At 50.5% G+C, this 14,820-nt stretch carries 15 protein-coding genes; 13 read left to right on the top strand and 2 right to left on the bottom strand.

Annotated features, from left to right (window positions below; genetic code table 11):
* Window positions 1-129 precede the first annotated feature (129 nt).
* From Q5741_RS06785 to pyk, 5 genes are all read left to right on the top strand, one after another.
* Window positions 130-621, top strand: coding sequence for a phosphatidylglycerophosphatase A family protein (locus Q5741_RS06785; protein ID WP_305023293.1), 492 nt, complete (start codon window positions 130-132; stop codon window positions 619-621).
* A 174-nt stretch (window positions 622-795) separates the two neighbouring features.
* Window positions 796-984, top strand: coding sequence for a glutamate decarboxylase (locus Q5741_RS06780; protein ID WP_305023292.1), 189 nt, complete (start codon window positions 796-798; stop codon window positions 982-984).
* A 134-nt stretch (window positions 985-1,118) separates the two neighbouring features.
* Window positions 1,119-2,012, top strand: a complete 894-nt coding sequence (gene accD, locus Q5741_RS06775; protein ID WP_305023291.1) for an acetyl-CoA carboxylase, carboxyltransferase subunit beta — start codon at window positions 1,119-1,121, stop codon at window positions 2,010-2,012.
* Complete coding sequence (locus Q5741_RS06770; protein ID WP_305023290.1) at window positions 2,013-2,999, top strand: acetyl-CoA carboxylase carboxyltransferase subunit alpha; 987 nt, start codon at window positions 2,013-2,015, stop codon at window positions 2,997-2,999.
* 240 nt (window positions 3,000-3,239) lie between these two features.
* Window positions 3,240-4,670 carry a pyruvate kinase gene (gene pyk, locus Q5741_RS06765; RefSeq protein ID WP_305023289.1) on the top strand — a complete coding sequence of 477 codons (1,431 nt, stop codon included), beginning with the start codon at window positions 3,240-3,242 and terminating at the stop codon, window positions 4,668-4,670.
* A gap of 79 nt (window positions 4,671-4,749) precedes the next feature.
* Here the strand turns inward: pyk and Q5741_RS06760 are convergent, their stop codons facing one another.
* Window positions 4,750-5,667, bottom strand: coding sequence for a LysR family transcriptional regulator (locus tag Q5741_RS06760; protein WP_305023288.1), 918 nt, complete (start codon window positions 5,665-5,667; stop codon window positions 4,750-4,752).
* A gap of 212 nt (window positions 5,668-5,879) precedes the next feature.
* Here Q5741_RS06760 and Q5741_RS06755 point away from each other — a divergent pair, with 212 nt between their 5' ends.
* The 6 genes from Q5741_RS06755 to Q5741_RS06730 all read left to right on the top strand — a co-directional run bounded on the left by Q5741_RS06755 (window position 5,880) and on the right by Q5741_RS06730 (window position 10,566).
* The gene (locus Q5741_RS06755; protein WP_305023287.1) at window positions 5,880-6,815 is read left to right on the top strand and encodes a phosphate ABC transporter substrate-binding protein PstS family protein; all 936 of its coding nucleotides are present in this window, start codon (window positions 5,880-5,882) and stop codon (window positions 6,813-6,815) included.
* Window positions 6,816-6,904: 89 nt separating this feature from the next.
* The gene (gene pstC / locus Q5741_RS06750; protein ID WP_305023286.1) at window positions 6,905-7,840 is read left to right on the top strand and encodes a phosphate ABC transporter permease subunit PstC; all 936 of its coding nucleotides are present in this window, start codon (window positions 6,905-6,907) and stop codon (window positions 7,838-7,840) included.
* Window positions 7,837-8,736, top strand: coding sequence for a phosphate ABC transporter permease PstA (pstA, locus tag Q5741_RS06745; RefSeq protein WP_305023285.1), 900 nt, complete (start codon window positions 7,837-7,839; stop codon window positions 8,734-8,736). The genes pstC and pstA overlap by 4 nt, the downstream gene beginning before the upstream one ends.
* A gap of 19 nt (window positions 8,737-8,755) precedes the next feature.
* A complete protein-coding gene (gene pstB / locus Q5741_RS06740) occupies window positions 8,756-9,511 on the top strand; it encodes a phosphate ABC transporter ATP-binding protein PstB (RefSeq protein ID WP_305023284.1) in 756 nt (251 codons plus the stop codon).
* Between the two features lie 138 nt (window positions 9,512-9,649).
* On the top strand, window positions 9,650-10,165 hold the full coding sequence (locus Q5741_RS06735) for an acyl-CoA thioesterase (protein WP_305023283.1): 516 nt from the start codon (window positions 9,650-9,652) through the stop codon (window positions 10,163-10,165).
* A 5-nt stretch (window positions 10,166-10,170) separates the two neighbouring features.
* Complete coding sequence (locus tag Q5741_RS06730) at window positions 10,171-10,566, top strand: FxsA family protein (protein ID WP_305023282.1); 396 nt, start codon at window positions 10,171-10,173, stop codon at window positions 10,564-10,566.
* Between the two features lie 41 nt (window positions 10,567-10,607).
* On the opposite strand, the gene ytvI is transcribed toward Q5741_RS06730, so the two are convergent.
* Window positions 10,608-11,723 (bottom strand): sporulation integral membrane protein YtvI, encoded by a 1,116-nt coding sequence (gene ytvI / locus Q5741_RS06725; protein ID WP_305023281.1) that lies wholly within the window; start codon window positions 11,721-11,723, stop codon window positions 10,608-10,610.
* Between the two features lie 563 nt (window positions 11,724-12,286).
* Between ytvI and citZ the strand changes: the two genes are divergently transcribed.
* Together citZ and icd are read left to right on the top strand one after the other, a co-directional pair.
* The gene (gene citZ / locus Q5741_RS06720; protein ID WP_305023280.1) at window positions 12,287-13,399 is read left to right on the top strand and encodes a citrate synthase; all 1,113 of its coding nucleotides are present in this window, start codon (window positions 12,287-12,289) and stop codon (window positions 13,397-13,399) included.
* Between the two features lie 119 nt (window positions 13,400-13,518).
* Window positions 13,519-14,814, top strand: a complete 1,296-nt coding sequence (gene icd / locus Q5741_RS06715; protein WP_305023279.1) for an NADP-dependent isocitrate dehydrogenase — start codon at window positions 13,519-13,521, stop codon at window positions 14,812-14,814.
* The last annotated feature ends 6 nt before the right edge of the window (window positions 14,815-14,820 follow it).

Here is a 14,820-nt window from a genome sequence, read left to right as displayed (position 1 = left end):
TTTTGATTCAAATTGTTGGAAATGAGAACGTTTTGGACTCCTGCCGCATACACTTAGGAACACGAACGGACAACACAGGCAGCAAGGCTGGCAAGCTGCTGATGTAGATTCCGATGCGGGAGGGAGAACATGTCATACGAAATCGCCGAAGCCTTGTTGAAACACAGGGGAGTCACCATTGAACAAATTGCAGACATCGTGTATCAGCTTCAGAAGGTGTACCACCCTCTGCTCCAAATGGATGAATGTATTGCCAGCGTGAGGGCAGTTCTGCGCAAACGTGAGGTGCAGTACACTTTGTATACCGGAATTGCGCTGGATGAACTTGCTGAGAAAAGGCAGCTGCCGCAGCCGCTGCAGGCGATTATGGAGGCAGATGAGCCCTTATATGGAGTGGACGAGACTCTGGCTCTGGGCATCACCAGTGTCTACGGTATGATCGGATTGACCAGTTTCGGTTATCTGGATAAGAAAAAGATGGGCATTATTGACCAGCTTAATCATAAAGGAAACGGCATTCATGTGTTTCTGGATGACCTCGTGGCAGGGCTGGCCGCAGCCGCTTCGGCCCGGATCGCTCATGACAATGTGGATGCCGCCCAATACCCGGATAAAGTCTAGAGATGGCCGGGTTCCCGTAGAGCGAGCGTTTACATCCCGGATTCCGGGAGGAGGCGTGCCAGAACCGTTCTTGGCCTCGCAAGAGGCCTTTTGTTGCGGGAAAAAAGTAAGTTATGTTATCATTATTCCATTATACGGGCTCAAAATGTAGGCCTAGGGGGTTGGAAGAGGCGCATGTGGACGGTGATTTATATTGCACCGACGGCCAGGTTGGCCGACATGATTACGAACAAGCTGTCGGAAGAAGGATTTTTGGTTAAAGCCCGTTCCATCAGCTTATCCAAGCAGCAATATGAGATTCTGGTCCCTTCCGGTGAGGTTGAAGAAGTGCAGGAAGTCCTGAATTCCATATTGCACCCTTAAGCCTGTTTGAGACAGGAACATCGTTGTCGCCGTCTGAGGCGATCAATTTATGCGCATACCCTGGACGCCGCAGCAGCGGCGTTACTCATGATGTACAGTTGCGGCCAACAAATTAACGGCTGAGAGGTGTAGTTGTGTTTAAAGATTTATTTCAGAAAAAACGAAAGTACGCGACCATTCCTTCAGAACGTTCGCTTCGCAGCGACGGCCCTGATGCCGCTGAACGGCCAAGACGGGAAATACCGGAAGGTTTGATGAGCAAGTGCAGCAAATGCGGAACCATTCAGTACAGCAAAGAGCTGGAGAAGAACCTGAAGGTATGTCCGGCCTGCGGATACCATATGCGGCTGAACGCGATGGAGCGGGTCGCCATGCTGATGGACGAGCAGAGCTTTGTGGAATACGACGCTGACATGATTTCTGTGGACCCGCTGCAGTTTCCGGGTTATGCCGTGAAGCTGGAGCAGCAGACCATGAAATCGGGTCTTCGGGAAGCTGTAATTACCGGTGAAGGAACGATCGACGGCAATCCGGTTGTCGTTGCTGTCATGAGTTTTGACTTCTTCACAGGCAGTATGGGATCGGTGGTCGGCGAGAAAATTACCCGTGCCATTGAGCAGGCGACAGACAAAAAGATGCCATTGATTATTTTCTCCACGTCCGGCGGGGCCCGCATGCAGGAAAGTATCCTCAGCCTCATGCAGATGGCGAAGACAAGCGCAGCGCTTGCACGCCTGGACGAAGAGGGAGGACTCTATATTTCGGTTATCACGGACCCGACGACAGGCGGCGTATCGGCAAGCTTTGCCAGTCTGGGAGATATCAATATTGCCGAGCCGGGCGCCGTCTTCGGATTTGCGGGACGGATTGTTATCGAGCAGACGATTCGCCAGAAGCTGCCGGAGGATTTCCAGACAGCCGAATTTAACCTCCAACACGGTCAGCTGGACAAAGTGGTGCACCGCAAGGAACTGCGGAGCATGCTGGCCAAGCTGCTGGAGCTACACAGCGGAAGAGGGGTGAACTAGATGGCAGGAGAGTTGCCTTTTGAGAAGCCTCTCACCGAGATGCGCCAGAAGATTGCCGAGCTGCAGCAGTTTGGCAGTGAGAAGGGGATTGATTTTACCGAGGAGATCGCCCGTCTGGAAGAACGTTATAAGAAGCTGGAAGATGAATTGTACAGTAACATTTCACCTTCTCAGAAGATGCATCTGGCCCGTCTCAATCAGCGTCCGACTTCACTGGATCTCATCCAGCTGATCTTTACGGACTTTATTGAGCTGCATGGGGACCGGTTATTCGGGGATGATCTGGCGGTTGTAGGCGGACTTGCCCGTCTGAATGACACGCCGGTAACCGTCATCGGTCAGCAGCGCGGTAAGGATACGAAGGATAACATTGCCCGTTTCTTCGGCAGTGCGCATCCGGAAGGCTTCCGCAAAGGACTGCGCTTGATGCAGCAGGCGAACAAGTTCGGTCGTCCAATCATCACCTTTATCGATACAAAGGGTGCTTATCCGGGCAATACGGCTGAAGAGAGAGGTCAATCGGAAGCGATCGCCCGCAACCTTAGGGAGATGGCGAAGCTTTCGGTGCCTATTATTTGTGTGGTTATCGGGGAAGGCGGAAGCGGCGGTGCGCTGGCACTTGCTGTCGGCAACCGGGTGCTGATGCTGGAGCATGCCATTTATTCCGCGATTTCACCGAATGGTGCAGCCTCTATTCTGTGGAAGGATGCCTCCAAGGCTGACCAGGCTGCAGAAGCGATGAAGATTACAGCACAGGACTTGCTGAAGATGGAAGTGATCGAAGGGATTGTGCCGGAACCGCGCGGCGGTGCCCACCGGGATTATGAGGCAACCGCCTCCGCAATCAAGGCTGCGATTGAGCAGCATCTCGAGGAGCTTCAGAAGCTGGATGGCCCAGCCCTGAAGGCAGATCGTTACCGGAAATTCCGGAAGATCGGAGAGTTTACGTTTTATCAGGAACAGAGTGACGTGAACCCTGCAGAATAGATCAATTTCATAGTCTGTCCAAGAGGTGAAAGTACATGTAGCTCCGGGCCCGAAGGCCCGTCTATATGTACTTTCTCATTGAGATTAGGGCTTTGGATGTAAGGTTTGATTCAATTGGGATTTTTTGGGCAATGATAAATTATGACAAAGTTCCTATACAAATAGACAAATATGTAGTAGATTTAATTGTTGGAAAAAGATAAACAGAAGATAGACCTTGAATAACGGAGGAAACCCAAAATGCGTAAAACTAAAATTGTATGTACGATCGGTCCATCCAGCGAATCGTTGGACAATACGAAGAAACTGATTCTTGCAGGAATGAACGTGGCCCGTCTGAACTTCTCGCACGGTGACTTTGAGGAGCATGGTGGCCGTATCATCAACATCCGCAAAGCAAGTGAAGAGCTGGGCAAGACTGTTGCGATCCTGCTGGATACGAAAGGCCCTGAGATCCGTACTGGCAAGCTGGAAGTGGAACCGATTGAATTGGTTCAAGACGAGTACATCACGCTGACTACAGAGGAGATCCTTGGCAACAAAGACCGCCTCTCCATCACTTATGCCGATCTTCCTCGCGATGTTGAACCAGGTTCTACCATCCTGATTGACGACGGCCTGATTGGTCTGACTGTTGTAGCGGTTGAAGGCACTGAGATCAAATGCCGCATTGTAAACGGCGGTACGATCAAGAGCAAGAAAGGTGTTAACGTTCCTGGAGTTCGTATTTCCCTTCCAGGTATCACCGAAAAAGACGCTAACGACATCATCTTCGGGATCGAGCAAGGCATCGATTTTATCGCAGCTTCCTTCGTTCGTAAGGCCAGTGACGTATTGGAAATTCGTGAACTGCTTGAGAAACACAATGCTTCCCACATTCAGATTATCTCCAAAATCGAGAACCAGGAAGGTGTAGACAACCTGGACGAGATCCTGGAAGTTTCTGACGGCCTGATGGTTGCCCGTGGTGACTTGGGTGTTGAAATTCCTGCAGAAGAAGTACCTCTGGTACAAAAACGCATGATCGAGAAATGTAATGTAGCCGGCAAACCGGTGATCACAGCAACTCAAATGCTGGATTCCATGCAGCGCAACCCTCGTCCGACCCGCGCGGAAGCAAGTGACGTGGCGAATGCGATCTTCGACGGTACAGATGCCATCATGCTGTCCGGCGAAACAGCTGCGGGTAAATATCCGGTTGAGTCCGTATTGACCATGTCCCGTATTGCGGAGAAAGCGGAGTCCGCACTGCATTACCGTGAGCTGTTCCTGAAGCAAAGAATTGCCCAGGAAACAACGGTTACAGAAGCAATCAGCCAATCGGTAGCCATCTCTGCACTGGATCTGAACGCGAAAGCAATTATCACATCCACAGAGTCTGGTACAACTGCTCGCATGATCTCCAAATACCGTCCACAGGCTCCGATCATTGCGGTTACAACTCAAGATCGTACGAAACGCCGTCTGGCTCTGACTTGGGGCGTAACCCCTGTCTCCGGCCGTTCGGTTCAAACGACTGACGAGCTGTTCGACAACGCCATCGAAGGTGGTCAAAAATCCGGTCTGGTTAAAGAAGGCGACCTTGTTGTGATTACAGCAGGTGTGCCGCTGGGACGTTCCGGTTCCACGAACTTGGTTAAAGTTAGCACAATCCCTTCTTCCCAAGCATAAGAAGAGATTTCATAGATTTTATATAGCAAGTAAAAAGACGATTTCAGGTCCTGTGACCTTGAAATCGTCTTTTTTGTCGTTATAGCTGCTCTTTATCCTGAGAGGATTGAACAAATGCAATAAACTCCTGCTGCAGCGGGCAGAGTTCAATATCGCTGCGGTATAGGCAGCGGTACTGCAGGGCTGATGCCAGTCTGCCATGCCCGCTGCTTACCAGACGGGTAACGAAGCCGTCCGGCAGAGGAAGGCTCTGGATCAGAGATTCTGGCAGAAAGGCGGCTGCTTTGCTGCCCAGCAGCACGGTGTGAATACTTTGCAGGTCCGGCAGCTCCAGCGTGAGGGCGGGTTCCAGACCCTGTTCTGCAAGCCACTGCTCGGCGTACTGAGCCAGATAGGCGGAGGAGGGCAGCTTCAGCAGTGGATTTGCAGTCCAGTCCATATCAGCCGGTACCGATTCTTTGTCAGCCAGGGGATGGCTGGCTCCGCATATCAGGAGAATCCGGTCACTCGCAATCGGCAGGGCATTAAGATAGCCGGGAAGCTCCTCGTCCGAAGCGGTAAACGCAAACTGTACTAGTCCTTCCTGCAGCGATGCAAGCATCTGTTCATGGCTGGAGGTCTGCAGCTGAATATGCAGCTTGCGTCCCAGATGGGAGGCGAAGCCGGAGAGCAGGCGCGGAACTATGGCTGCACCAGGGAGCGAGTCACTGACAGCTACCAGAGTTTCCGAAGCTTGAAGGGTCAGATCACGGATGACCTGCAGGGCATCCTCCTGCAGCCTCAGCATCTGTCTGGCATAGGGGAGCAGCGCCATACCAGCCGGCGTCAAATGAATACGGCCGCGCTGGGAGGCGAATAGAGGGATGCCAAGCTCCTGTTCCAGGCTTTTCATGTGAAAGGATACCGTCGGCTGCTTCATATTAAGAGCAGCTGCAGCATCGGTCACTTTACGGTAACGGTCAATGAGCAGAAGTATTTCGTATTTTAATAAATTCATATCAATATAGTTCTCCTGGTATCTGGAAATAAGTTGTGATGTTTATATTATAGAATTTATCTATCAAATCATCAAATTAGTATTGGTATATTTAATGCCCATTTTACACAACACAAACTTACAAATAACACACAAATTCTACAATGTAAAAGTCGATGGTGAACAACAACAAACAACAGGCCATCACTTAAATCAGGGGAGGACAAACAAAAATGTTGAAAAAATTGCCGTTCATGCTGATGACTCTTACGCTGGTATTTGCACTCGCAGCGTGTGGATCCAAAAATGATTCATCCCAAGGAAGCACAGGGGGAGACAGTTCATCTAATGCAGGCAACAGTGATACAGCAGCTCTTAGCGGACAGATTCTTGCAGTAGGTTCGACGGCACTTCAGCCGCTGGTACAACAAGTTGGCGAAAAATTCATGACAGATGACAAATATAAAGATATTTCCGTACAAGTACAAGGCGGTGGCAGCGGTACAGGTCTGACTCAGGTTTCCGGCGGCCAAGCAGATATCGGTAACTCTGATGTATTCGCAGAAGAGAAATTGGACGCAGGCCCAGCAGGCGAACTGATTGACCATCAGGTAGCGGTTGTAGCAATGACTGCGGTAGCTAACCCTAAAGCAGGCGTAGACAACCTGACGAAAGATCAGCTTCTGTCGATCTTCACAGGCAAAGTAACCAACTGGAAAGACGTTGGCGGTGCAGATCAGAAGATCGTGATTGTTAACCGTCCAAGCAGCTCCGGTACTCGTGCAACGTTCGAGAAATTCGCTCTGGGTCAAAAAACGGAAGACCTTCCAGGATCCATTCAGGAAGACTCCTCCGGTACTGTTAAGAAACTGGTAGCTGAAACACCTGGTGCTATTGGTTACCTGGCTCTGTCCTACCTGGACGATAGTGTAAAAGCTCTGAAATACGATGGTGTCGAAGCTTCGGTTGAGAACGTAGAGCAAGGCAAATATCCGGTATGGGCTTACGAGCATATGTATACCAAAGGTGAGCCGAAAGAACACGTTAAAGCGTTCCTGGACTACATCCTGTCCGATGAAGTTCAGCAGGCTGATGTAACTGAACTGGGCTACATCCCGGTATCCGGCATGCAGGTGAAACGCGACGCGGAAGGCAACATTACAAAATAGTATAAACAGCACGGAAACAATACATTCGAAGGACAAGAGGCGGATTTCAGTATCCGGCCTCTATTCTTCGGTTAGAAGGAAGGTTTGTAATGGAAACAACTAGCAGGAAGGCCGCTCAGCACAGTAAGGATCGCCGGCGTGCCCTTATGAAGGAGAAGCATTTTTGGGAAGAATGGACAGGCCGCGTCTTTACATCGGTTTGTGTCGTCTTCCTGATTGTCGTCATTTTGTCCATTGTTTATTTTGTAGCATCCAAAGGCGTAATGACTTTTGCCAAAGACGGCGTTAGCCTGAGCGAGTTTTTCTTCGGTACAACCTGGAGTCCTGACGGATCACCTGCCAAGTTTGGTGCCCTGCCGTTTATAACAGGCTCTTTTGCCACGACGATTCTCGCTGCATTGATTGCGAGTCCGCTTGCCTTGTGTGCTGCCTTATTTATGACGGAGATTGTACCCAAGTTCGGTAAACGTCTGCTGCAGCCGGCGATTGAACTGCTCTCCGGTATTCCGTCTGTTATTTACGGTTTTGTAGGACTGACCGTCATTGTCCCACTGCTGCGCAGTATGTTTGGCGGACAGGGCATCGGGATCCTCGCAGGGTGTCTGGTGCTGTCTGTAATGATCCTGCCGACGATCACCAGCATCATGGCTGACGCGCTGTCTTCCCTGCCAGGCGGACTTCGCGAATCCTCCTACGCCCTGGGCGCAACGCGCTGGCAGACGATCTATCGGGTCGTAATCCCGACGGTGCTGCCTTCCCTGCTGACCGGTGTAGTTCTCGGTATGGCAAGAGCTTTTGGTGAAGCCCTTGCTGTTCAGATGGTCATCGGTAATGCACCGCATGTGCCGCATTCGCTGCTGGAGTCGGCTTCGACATTAACGAGTGTGATTACTTTGAGTATGGGCAACACAGCTATGGGTTCTGCACAGAACAACGCTCTCTGGAGTATGGCGCTTGTACTGCTGCTGATGACTTTTGTATTCGTACTGCTGGTGCGTCTGCTTGAAAGGAGAAACCGGATTTGAAAAAGACAAAACGTGCTGACAAGATTGCAACATTCGTCATTTGCTTCTTTGCGCTCCTCATCGTTGCCGTTTTAGTGGGCCTGATCGGTTTCATCATGTTCCGCGGCCTAAGCCATATCAGCTGGCATTTCCTGACGAGCAAGCCGCAGACGATGCGAATTGGCGGCGGTATCGGACCGCAGCTGTTTAACTCTGTATTTTTGCTTATTCTGACACTTATTATTACCATACCTCTCGGCTGGGGGGCCGGCATCTATATGGCCCATTACGCTAAGCCGGGCAGGGTCACGGACTTTATCCGTTTAACTGTGGAAGTATTGTCCTCTTTCCCGTCTATCGTAATCGGTTTGTTTGGTTTGCTGTTGATTGTAAATACATTCGATTTCGGCTTCTCGCTCCTGTCCGGGGCCATTGCGCTTGCGGTGTTTAACCTGCCGCTGATGGTACGTACGACAGAGCAGGCGCTGCGTGCAGTTCCGAAGGAACAAAAGGAAGCCGGGCTGGCGCTGGGGCTGTCGAAATGGAAAATTATCACTTCCATTCTGCTGCCTGTAGCTCTGCCGAGCTTGATTACAGGTACGATTCTGGCTTCCGGACGGATCTTCGGTGAAGCCGCTGCGCTGCTGTTCACAGCAGGCATGAGTACACCGCCGCTGGACTTTACAGATTGGAATCCGTTCCATGACCGTTCCCCACTGAATCCGATGCGTCCGGCCGAGACACTGGCCGTGCATATCTGGAAGGTGAACAGCGAGGGCATCGCACCGGATTCGGCTCAGATTGCTGCCGGAGCATCCGCTGTACTGGTTATCATGGTACTTGCATTTAACTTGTTGTCCCGCTGGATCGGCAAAATCGTGTACCGCCGCCTCACGGCTGCCAAACGGATGAACTAGATCGAGGAGGAATAACCAAATGGCACAGCCGTTTAGCACAGAAAACCTGAGTATTTACTATGGTGAATTTGAAGCCGTGAAGAAAATAAATCTGGCCTTCCCCGCCCAGACGGTGACGGCCCTGATCGGTCCTTCAGGCTGCGGGAAATCGACCTTCCTGCGTTCCCTGAACCGCATGAATGATGAGATTGCAGGCTCCAGCACTAAAGGACATATCTGGATGGACGGACAAGATCTGAACGATCCGGATACCGATGTGATCAAGCTGCGCCAACAGATTGGTATGGTCTGGCAGCGTCCGAACCCATTTTACAAATCGATTTATAACAATATTGCTTTTGGTCCGAGATACCGCGGGATCAAAAATAAAAAGAAACTGGATGAGATTGTAGAGAGCAGTCTGCGCAAGGCGGCGCTGTGGGATGAAGTGAAAGATCGCCTTCATGATTCGGCACTTGCCTTATCCGGCGGACAGCAGCAGCGTCTGTGTATTGCCCGTGCCTTATCCGTGAATCCGCAGATTTTGCTGTTGGATGAGCCGGCGTCCGCGCTTGATCCCGTATCGACAGGCAAAATTGAAGAGCTGATCTCGGAGCTGAAGGAGGAACTGCGCATCGTTATCGTGACCCATAACATGCAGCAGGCTGCCCGGATTTCCGATTACACGGCCTATTTTTATGTAGGTAATCTGGTGGAGCATGGGGAGACGAAGAATATCTTCACCAACCCCGAGAATCAGCTGACCCAGGAGTATATCATGGGCCGCTTCGGATGAGGCGGCCACGAACAGACCTTCCCTTTGGGAGGGTCTTTCTTGCTTTCTTGTTATAGGGACGGCAAATATGTTTTAATAGAAGTCAGGTGAACAAAAGTTAGGAACCCTGGTATTGAATGAATAGGAGATTGTCAGCATATGAATCATAATCTTCACGATGGAATGAACCGCTGGTTTGCGGCAGAGCTTCGGGTACGTTATTCGGAATGTGATCAGATGGGTGTCGTGTACCACGGCAACTACCTGAACTGGTTCGAGGTTGGCCGCACGGAGATGATCCGCGAGTCCGGTCACACGTATCGGAGCATGGAGGATGCAGGGGTGCTGCTGCCTGTGACGGATCTGAATGTGAACTTCAGACAACCTGCCAATTATGATGACAAGATTGTCGTTTTCACACGAATGACCGTCTTCACAAAACTCCGGCTCAGCTACACTTATGAAATTCGGCGCTGGGATGCTGATGCTTCTGCCAATCGAGATCCGATGAAGGTATGGCGAATGGGCGAAGTGCTGCCGGGAGAACTGCTCGTGACAGGAGAGACATCACATGTGTGGCTGTCGAAGGACTGGAAGCCGGTTCGTCTGGATCGTGTGCTTCCTGAGCTGTACGATACATTAAGTTCTCTATTCACAGGGGACGGGAAGAGGTAAGATGAATGCGTAAATGGATGTGGGGATTACTGCTGCTGATACCTGCACTTGAGCTTTATGGATTTATCTGGATGAGCAGCAGAATTGGAGCCGGCAAGACGATACTGTTGATTATCTTCACATCAATTATTGGTGCGGTGATGATGCAGTTTGAAGGACGGAAGGTCATTATTGATGCCCGTAAGGAGATGAACAGCGGCCAGGTTCCCGGCCGGAAACTGCTGGATGGCTTATGTGTATTCGTCGGAGGCATCATGCTCGTAACACCGGGATTTATCACCGACATTGTCGGGTTTACTCTGTTATTTCCAGTGACGCGGCCGGTTTACCGGTATGCGCTGCTTAAATGGATTGAGAAGAAAATGAAAAACGGCACGTTTACGTTCTCCCGCAGGTTCTGAGCGTAATCGGGCCGTTTTTTCTTCGTGGGAATAATGACGGGCTAGCGTCTGCCTGACAGGACATACGTGCGCAGGTCCCGGAAAACATTAGCACGGTTGAATGCGTCCAGAATGACCAGGCTGACGGGCCCGATGATCAGACCGAGGACGCCGAACAGCTTGAGTCCAATGAACATGGCGATCAGGGTTGCGAGCGGATCCAGGCCGACACTGCTGGCCAGTACTTTCGGCTCGATAATCTGACGGGCAATCAGAATAATGCCGTAGAGTACGGACAACCCGATGCCCAGCGGAATATCATGGGACATAAAAGCATAGATCAGCCAGGGAATCATTACAAGGCCCACACCAAGGTAGGGCAGCAGATCGACCAGGCCAATCATCAGACCAATGGTAAACGCAGACGGCACCCGCAGGACGAGGAGACCGATAATGACGACGACCGCCGTAATGGAGATCAGAATCAGCTGTGCTCTTAGATAGCCGAACAGGGCCTTCTGCAGATCACGCCAGATGGTCGAGACCGGTTTACGTACGACGGCAGGTACCCAGTTGGCTGAACTCTGACCGAGCAGAGTCCATTTTTTGCTGATAAAGAAGGTTGCCAGGATGACCACAATCAGGACTGCTCCCATATTGGGCAGGGAACTCAGAAGATTGAGCAGCCAGTTGAAGAATCCGGTTACGATATCTGTAACCGCGGAGCTGACCGTCTGTGTGGTCTTGTCGATATTGTTATTGATCGTTTTCTGATAATCCGGGTTTTCCTTAATAAAATTGTTAATCTGCGAAATGATATTCTGAATGGACTCGCTCTGGGTCATGCTGACGAAGAGGTCACGGAAATTCTGAACATACACATCGAAGGACTGAGACAGATTGATAATTTCTTTTACAATCCGGGTAACCGCTGCAGACAGTACAAGCAGCAGGCCGCCGATATAGATTAACAGAGACAGGGTGACGGCAAGCCAGCGGGGCATTCTCGCCCTGCGCTGAAGCAGACGGACCAGCGGGTTCATCGCATAGGCAATGAGCCATGCAATCAGGAAGGGGTAGATTAATGGAAACAGCCAGTACATGGCGAGGATGATGGCGACCGTGGCTACAACGACCCACAGTGCCCGCAGAATGCGTTTTATGATCAGTCTGTCCAAGCTCTCATTCTCCTTTTATATGTATTAAGCCAAGCATCTCATCCAGACTTGCGGCTTGGAACTGCAGCAGACAGGAAAGAGTCTCTAACTATTATGTACCCAAACCAAGCGGGACTTGAATTCAACCGGCGGTAACTTTCAATGTCTGCTCTCTTGGCAGCTGAACAGCGGCAAATGGGACCGCATAGACAGCTGTTATCACTGTTAATCAGAAATTTCAATCTGCATTCATTCTATAGTATGCCGGAATCGGAAGGGCTAGTGCAAATTCCTTCAGGCTGCCGCTGACCTCTGCTTAGGTGTCATATTTCGTCGAAAAGCATTTGAAACCTAAAATTATGTAAGAGCTTTCAAAAATTTGTTTATCGGTTTGATAAATCATTTGAATGTTGAGAAGGGCCTGTCATTGTTCACATAAACGACAAAATCCAGTATAGTGAGAGAAGGCTTTACTATTGACATCATACGTTAGCTTGTCCAGATTTCTCTTTTTATATTGGCGCTATTGAAACGGTTTACATTGCTAGTCCGTACCCATTGACTTTTAAAGGAGAGATGTAACTATGACAGCAACGAAAGGTCTTGAAGGCATTGTTGCAGCCGAATCTTCCATCAGTTCCATCATCGACGGCGTTCTTACATATCGCGGCTATAACATCGACGATCTTGCCGAACAGGCGGAATTTGAAGAAGTAGCTTATCTGCTCTGGCACGGAAGCCTCCCGAACCGGGAACAGCTGGATCAGCTTCACAAGCAGCTGTCGGACAGTGCCAAACTGCCGGATGGATTAATTTCCCAAATGAAACTGTATCCGAAGGAAATGAACACGATGGCGGCTCTGCGTTCCGCTGTCTCCAGTCTGGCCCTGTATGATCCGGAGGCGGATGATATGTCCCGCGAAGCCAACGAGCGCAAGGCTGTCCTGCTGCAGGCACAGCTCCCGAGCATTGTAGCGGCGATTGCCCGCATCAAGTCAGGGCAGGAACCGGTTGCACCCAAAGAAGGCGTATCCATCGCTGAGAATTTCCTGTACATGTTGACTGGCGAGGCTCCTGAAGAGATTGCTGTGAAAGCGTTTAACCAAGCCCTGGTGCTGCATGCAGACCACGAGCTGAATGCCTCTACATTCGCCGCACGCGTAACGGTTGCTACATTATCTGATATTTATTCAGGCGTCACATCAGCCATCGGCGCCCTTAAAGGACCGCTGCATGGCGGAGCCAACGAGGCGGTTGCCAATATGCTTTATGAGATTGGTTCCCTGGATGAGACTGACGGCTATATTCAGAAGAAGCTGGATAACCGTGATAAAATTATGGGCTTCGGCCACCGGGTATACAAAAACGGCGACCCGCGTGCCAAACATCTGCAGAAGATGTCCCGCGAGCTGTGTGAGCTGAATAATGATACGAGCATGTATGATATGTCCGTACGGATCGAAGAGCTTGTCACTGGCCAGAAGGGTCTGAAGCCGAACGTGGACTTCTATTCCGCTTCTGTTTACACCCAGCTGGGCATCGAGCGTGAGGTTTTCACCCCGATTTTTGCCATCAGCCGCGTATCCGGCTGGACGGCCCATATTCTGGAGCAATACGAGAATAACCGGATCATTCGCCCGCGTGCTGAATATACAGGTCCAGCCAACCAAAGATATATTCCTGTCGATCTGCGGTGACAGATAGATAAAATAAGTTACAATAGAATAGGGGGAGCCTGATATAGGATCAGTGACTCCCCGGCAAGAAGAGAGCTTGGCAGGACGAATCATATTTTGACGAGGAGGAAACAATCATTATGTTCAAATTGGAAAAATATGCACTACCTACAGAGGGCGACAAAATTACAATCGACAACGGCAAACTGCAGGTGCCTGACCATCCGGTAATTCCTTTTATTGAAGGCGACGGTACCGGCCGTGATATCTGGAAAGCTTCCAAGCGTGTGCTGGATGCAGCAGTAGAAAAAGCTTACGGCGGTTCCAAGAAGATTGCCTGGTATGAAGTATTTGCCGGTGAAAAAGCTTTCGATACATATGGAGAGTGGCTGCCGAACGATACACTGGAAGCCATCCGTGAGTATATCGTAGCCATTAAAGGACCACTGACAACACCTATCGGCGGCGGGATCCGTTCCTTGAACGTGGCTCTGCGTCAAGAGCTGGACCTGTACGTCTGCCTGCGTCCTGTGCGTTATTTTGACGGCGTGCCATCCCCGGTTAAACGTCCGGATCTCGTGGACATGGTTATTTTCCGTGAGAATACGGAAGATATCTACGCTGGTATTGAATACCAGGAAGGTTCCGAAGCGGTTAAGAAAGTAATCAAATTCCTTCAAGATGAAATGGGTGCAAACAAAATCCGTTTCCCTGAAACTTCGGGTATCGGTATCAAGCCAGTATCCTCCGAAGGATCCAAGCGTCTGGTACGCGCAGCCGTGGAGTATGCGATCAAGCATGAACGTAAGAGCGTTACCCTGGTACACAAAGGCAACATCATGAAGTTCACGGAAGGCGCGTTCAAAAACTGGGGTTACGAAGTGGCTGAACAGGAATTCGGCGACAAAGTGTTCACGTGGGCACAATACGATGTTATCAAAGAAAAAGAAGGCACAGATGCTGCAAACGCGGCTCAAAAAGCGGCGGAAGATGCTGGCAAAATCATCATCAAGGATGCGATTGCGGACATCGCTCTGCAGCAGGTTCTGACGCGTCCGGCTGAGTTTGATGTGATCGCTACACTGAACCTGAACGGTGACTACCTGTCTGATGCCCTGGCTGCACAGGTTGGCGGTATCGGTATTGCACCTGGTGCAAATATCAACTATGTAACGGGTCATGCGATCTTCGAGGCAACACACGGTACAGCTCCTAAGTATGCAGACAAGGACGTTGTTAACCCGGGATCTGTGATCCTGTCCGGCGTAATGCTGCTGGAGCACCTGGGCTGGCAGGAAGCGGCTGACCTGATCTACAAAGGCATGGAGACGTCGATCAACAACAAAACGGTAACCTACGACTTTGCTCGTCTGATGGAAGGCGCTACCCAAGTGAAGTGCTCTGAGTTTGCTGACGAAATCATCCGCAACCTGTAAAAGGAG

This window comes from Paenibacillus lacisoli (genome assembly GCF_030580655.1).
Lineage (GTDB): Bacteria > Bacillota > Bacilli > Paenibacillales > Paenibacillaceae > Paenibacillus > Paenibacillus lacisoli.
This window is presented reverse-complemented; position numbering and strand designations above follow the sequence as displayed.

What these genes read in the sequence shown, in the direction of transcription:
- Q5741_RS06785 (WP_305023293.1), top strand. Translation starts at nt 130, where the DNA reads ATGTCATACGAAATCGCCGAAGCCTTGTTGAAACACAGGGGAGTCACC.
- Q5741_RS06780 (WP_305023292.1), top strand. Translation starts at nt 796, where the DNA reads ATGTGGACGGTGATTTATATTGCACCGACGGCCAGGTTGGCCGACATG.
- Q5741_RS06770 (WP_305023290.1), top strand. Translation starts at nt 2,013, where the DNA reads ATGGCAGGAGAGTTGCCTTTTGAGAAGCCTCTCACCGAGATGCGCCAG.
- pyk (WP_305023289.1), top strand. Translation starts at nt 3,240, where the DNA reads ATGCGTAAAACTAAAATTGTATGTACGATCGGTCCATCCAGCGAATCG.
- Q5741_RS06760 (WP_305023288.1), bottom strand. Translation starts at nt 5,667, where the DNA reads ATGAATTTATTAAAATACGAAATACTTCTGCTCATTGACCGTTACCGT.
- Q5741_RS06755 (WP_305023287.1), top strand. Translation starts at nt 5,880, where the DNA reads ATGTTGAAAAAATTGCCGTTCATGCTGATGACTCTTACGCTGGTATTT.
- pstC (WP_305023286.1), top strand. Translation starts at nt 6,905, where the DNA reads ATGGAAACAACTAGCAGGAAGGCCGCTCAGCACAGTAAGGATCGCCGG.
- pstB (WP_305023284.1), top strand. Translation starts at nt 8,756, where the DNA reads ATGGCACAGCCGTTTAGCACAGAAAACCTGAGTATTTACTATGGTGAA.
- Q5741_RS06735 (WP_305023283.1), top strand. Translation starts at nt 9,650, where the DNA reads ATGAATCATAATCTTCACGATGGAATGAACCGCTGGTTTGCGGCAGAG.
- Q5741_RS06730 (WP_305023282.1), top strand. Translation starts at nt 10,171, where the DNA reads ATGCGTAAATGGATGTGGGGATTACTGCTGCTGATACCTGCACTTGAG.
- citZ (WP_305023280.1), top strand. Translation starts at nt 12,287, where the DNA reads ATGACAGCAACGAAAGGTCTTGAAGGCATTGTTGCAGCCGAATCTTCC.
- icd (WP_305023279.1), top strand. Translation starts at nt 13,519, where the DNA reads ATGTTCAAATTGGAAAAATATGCACTACCTACAGAGGGCGACAAAATT.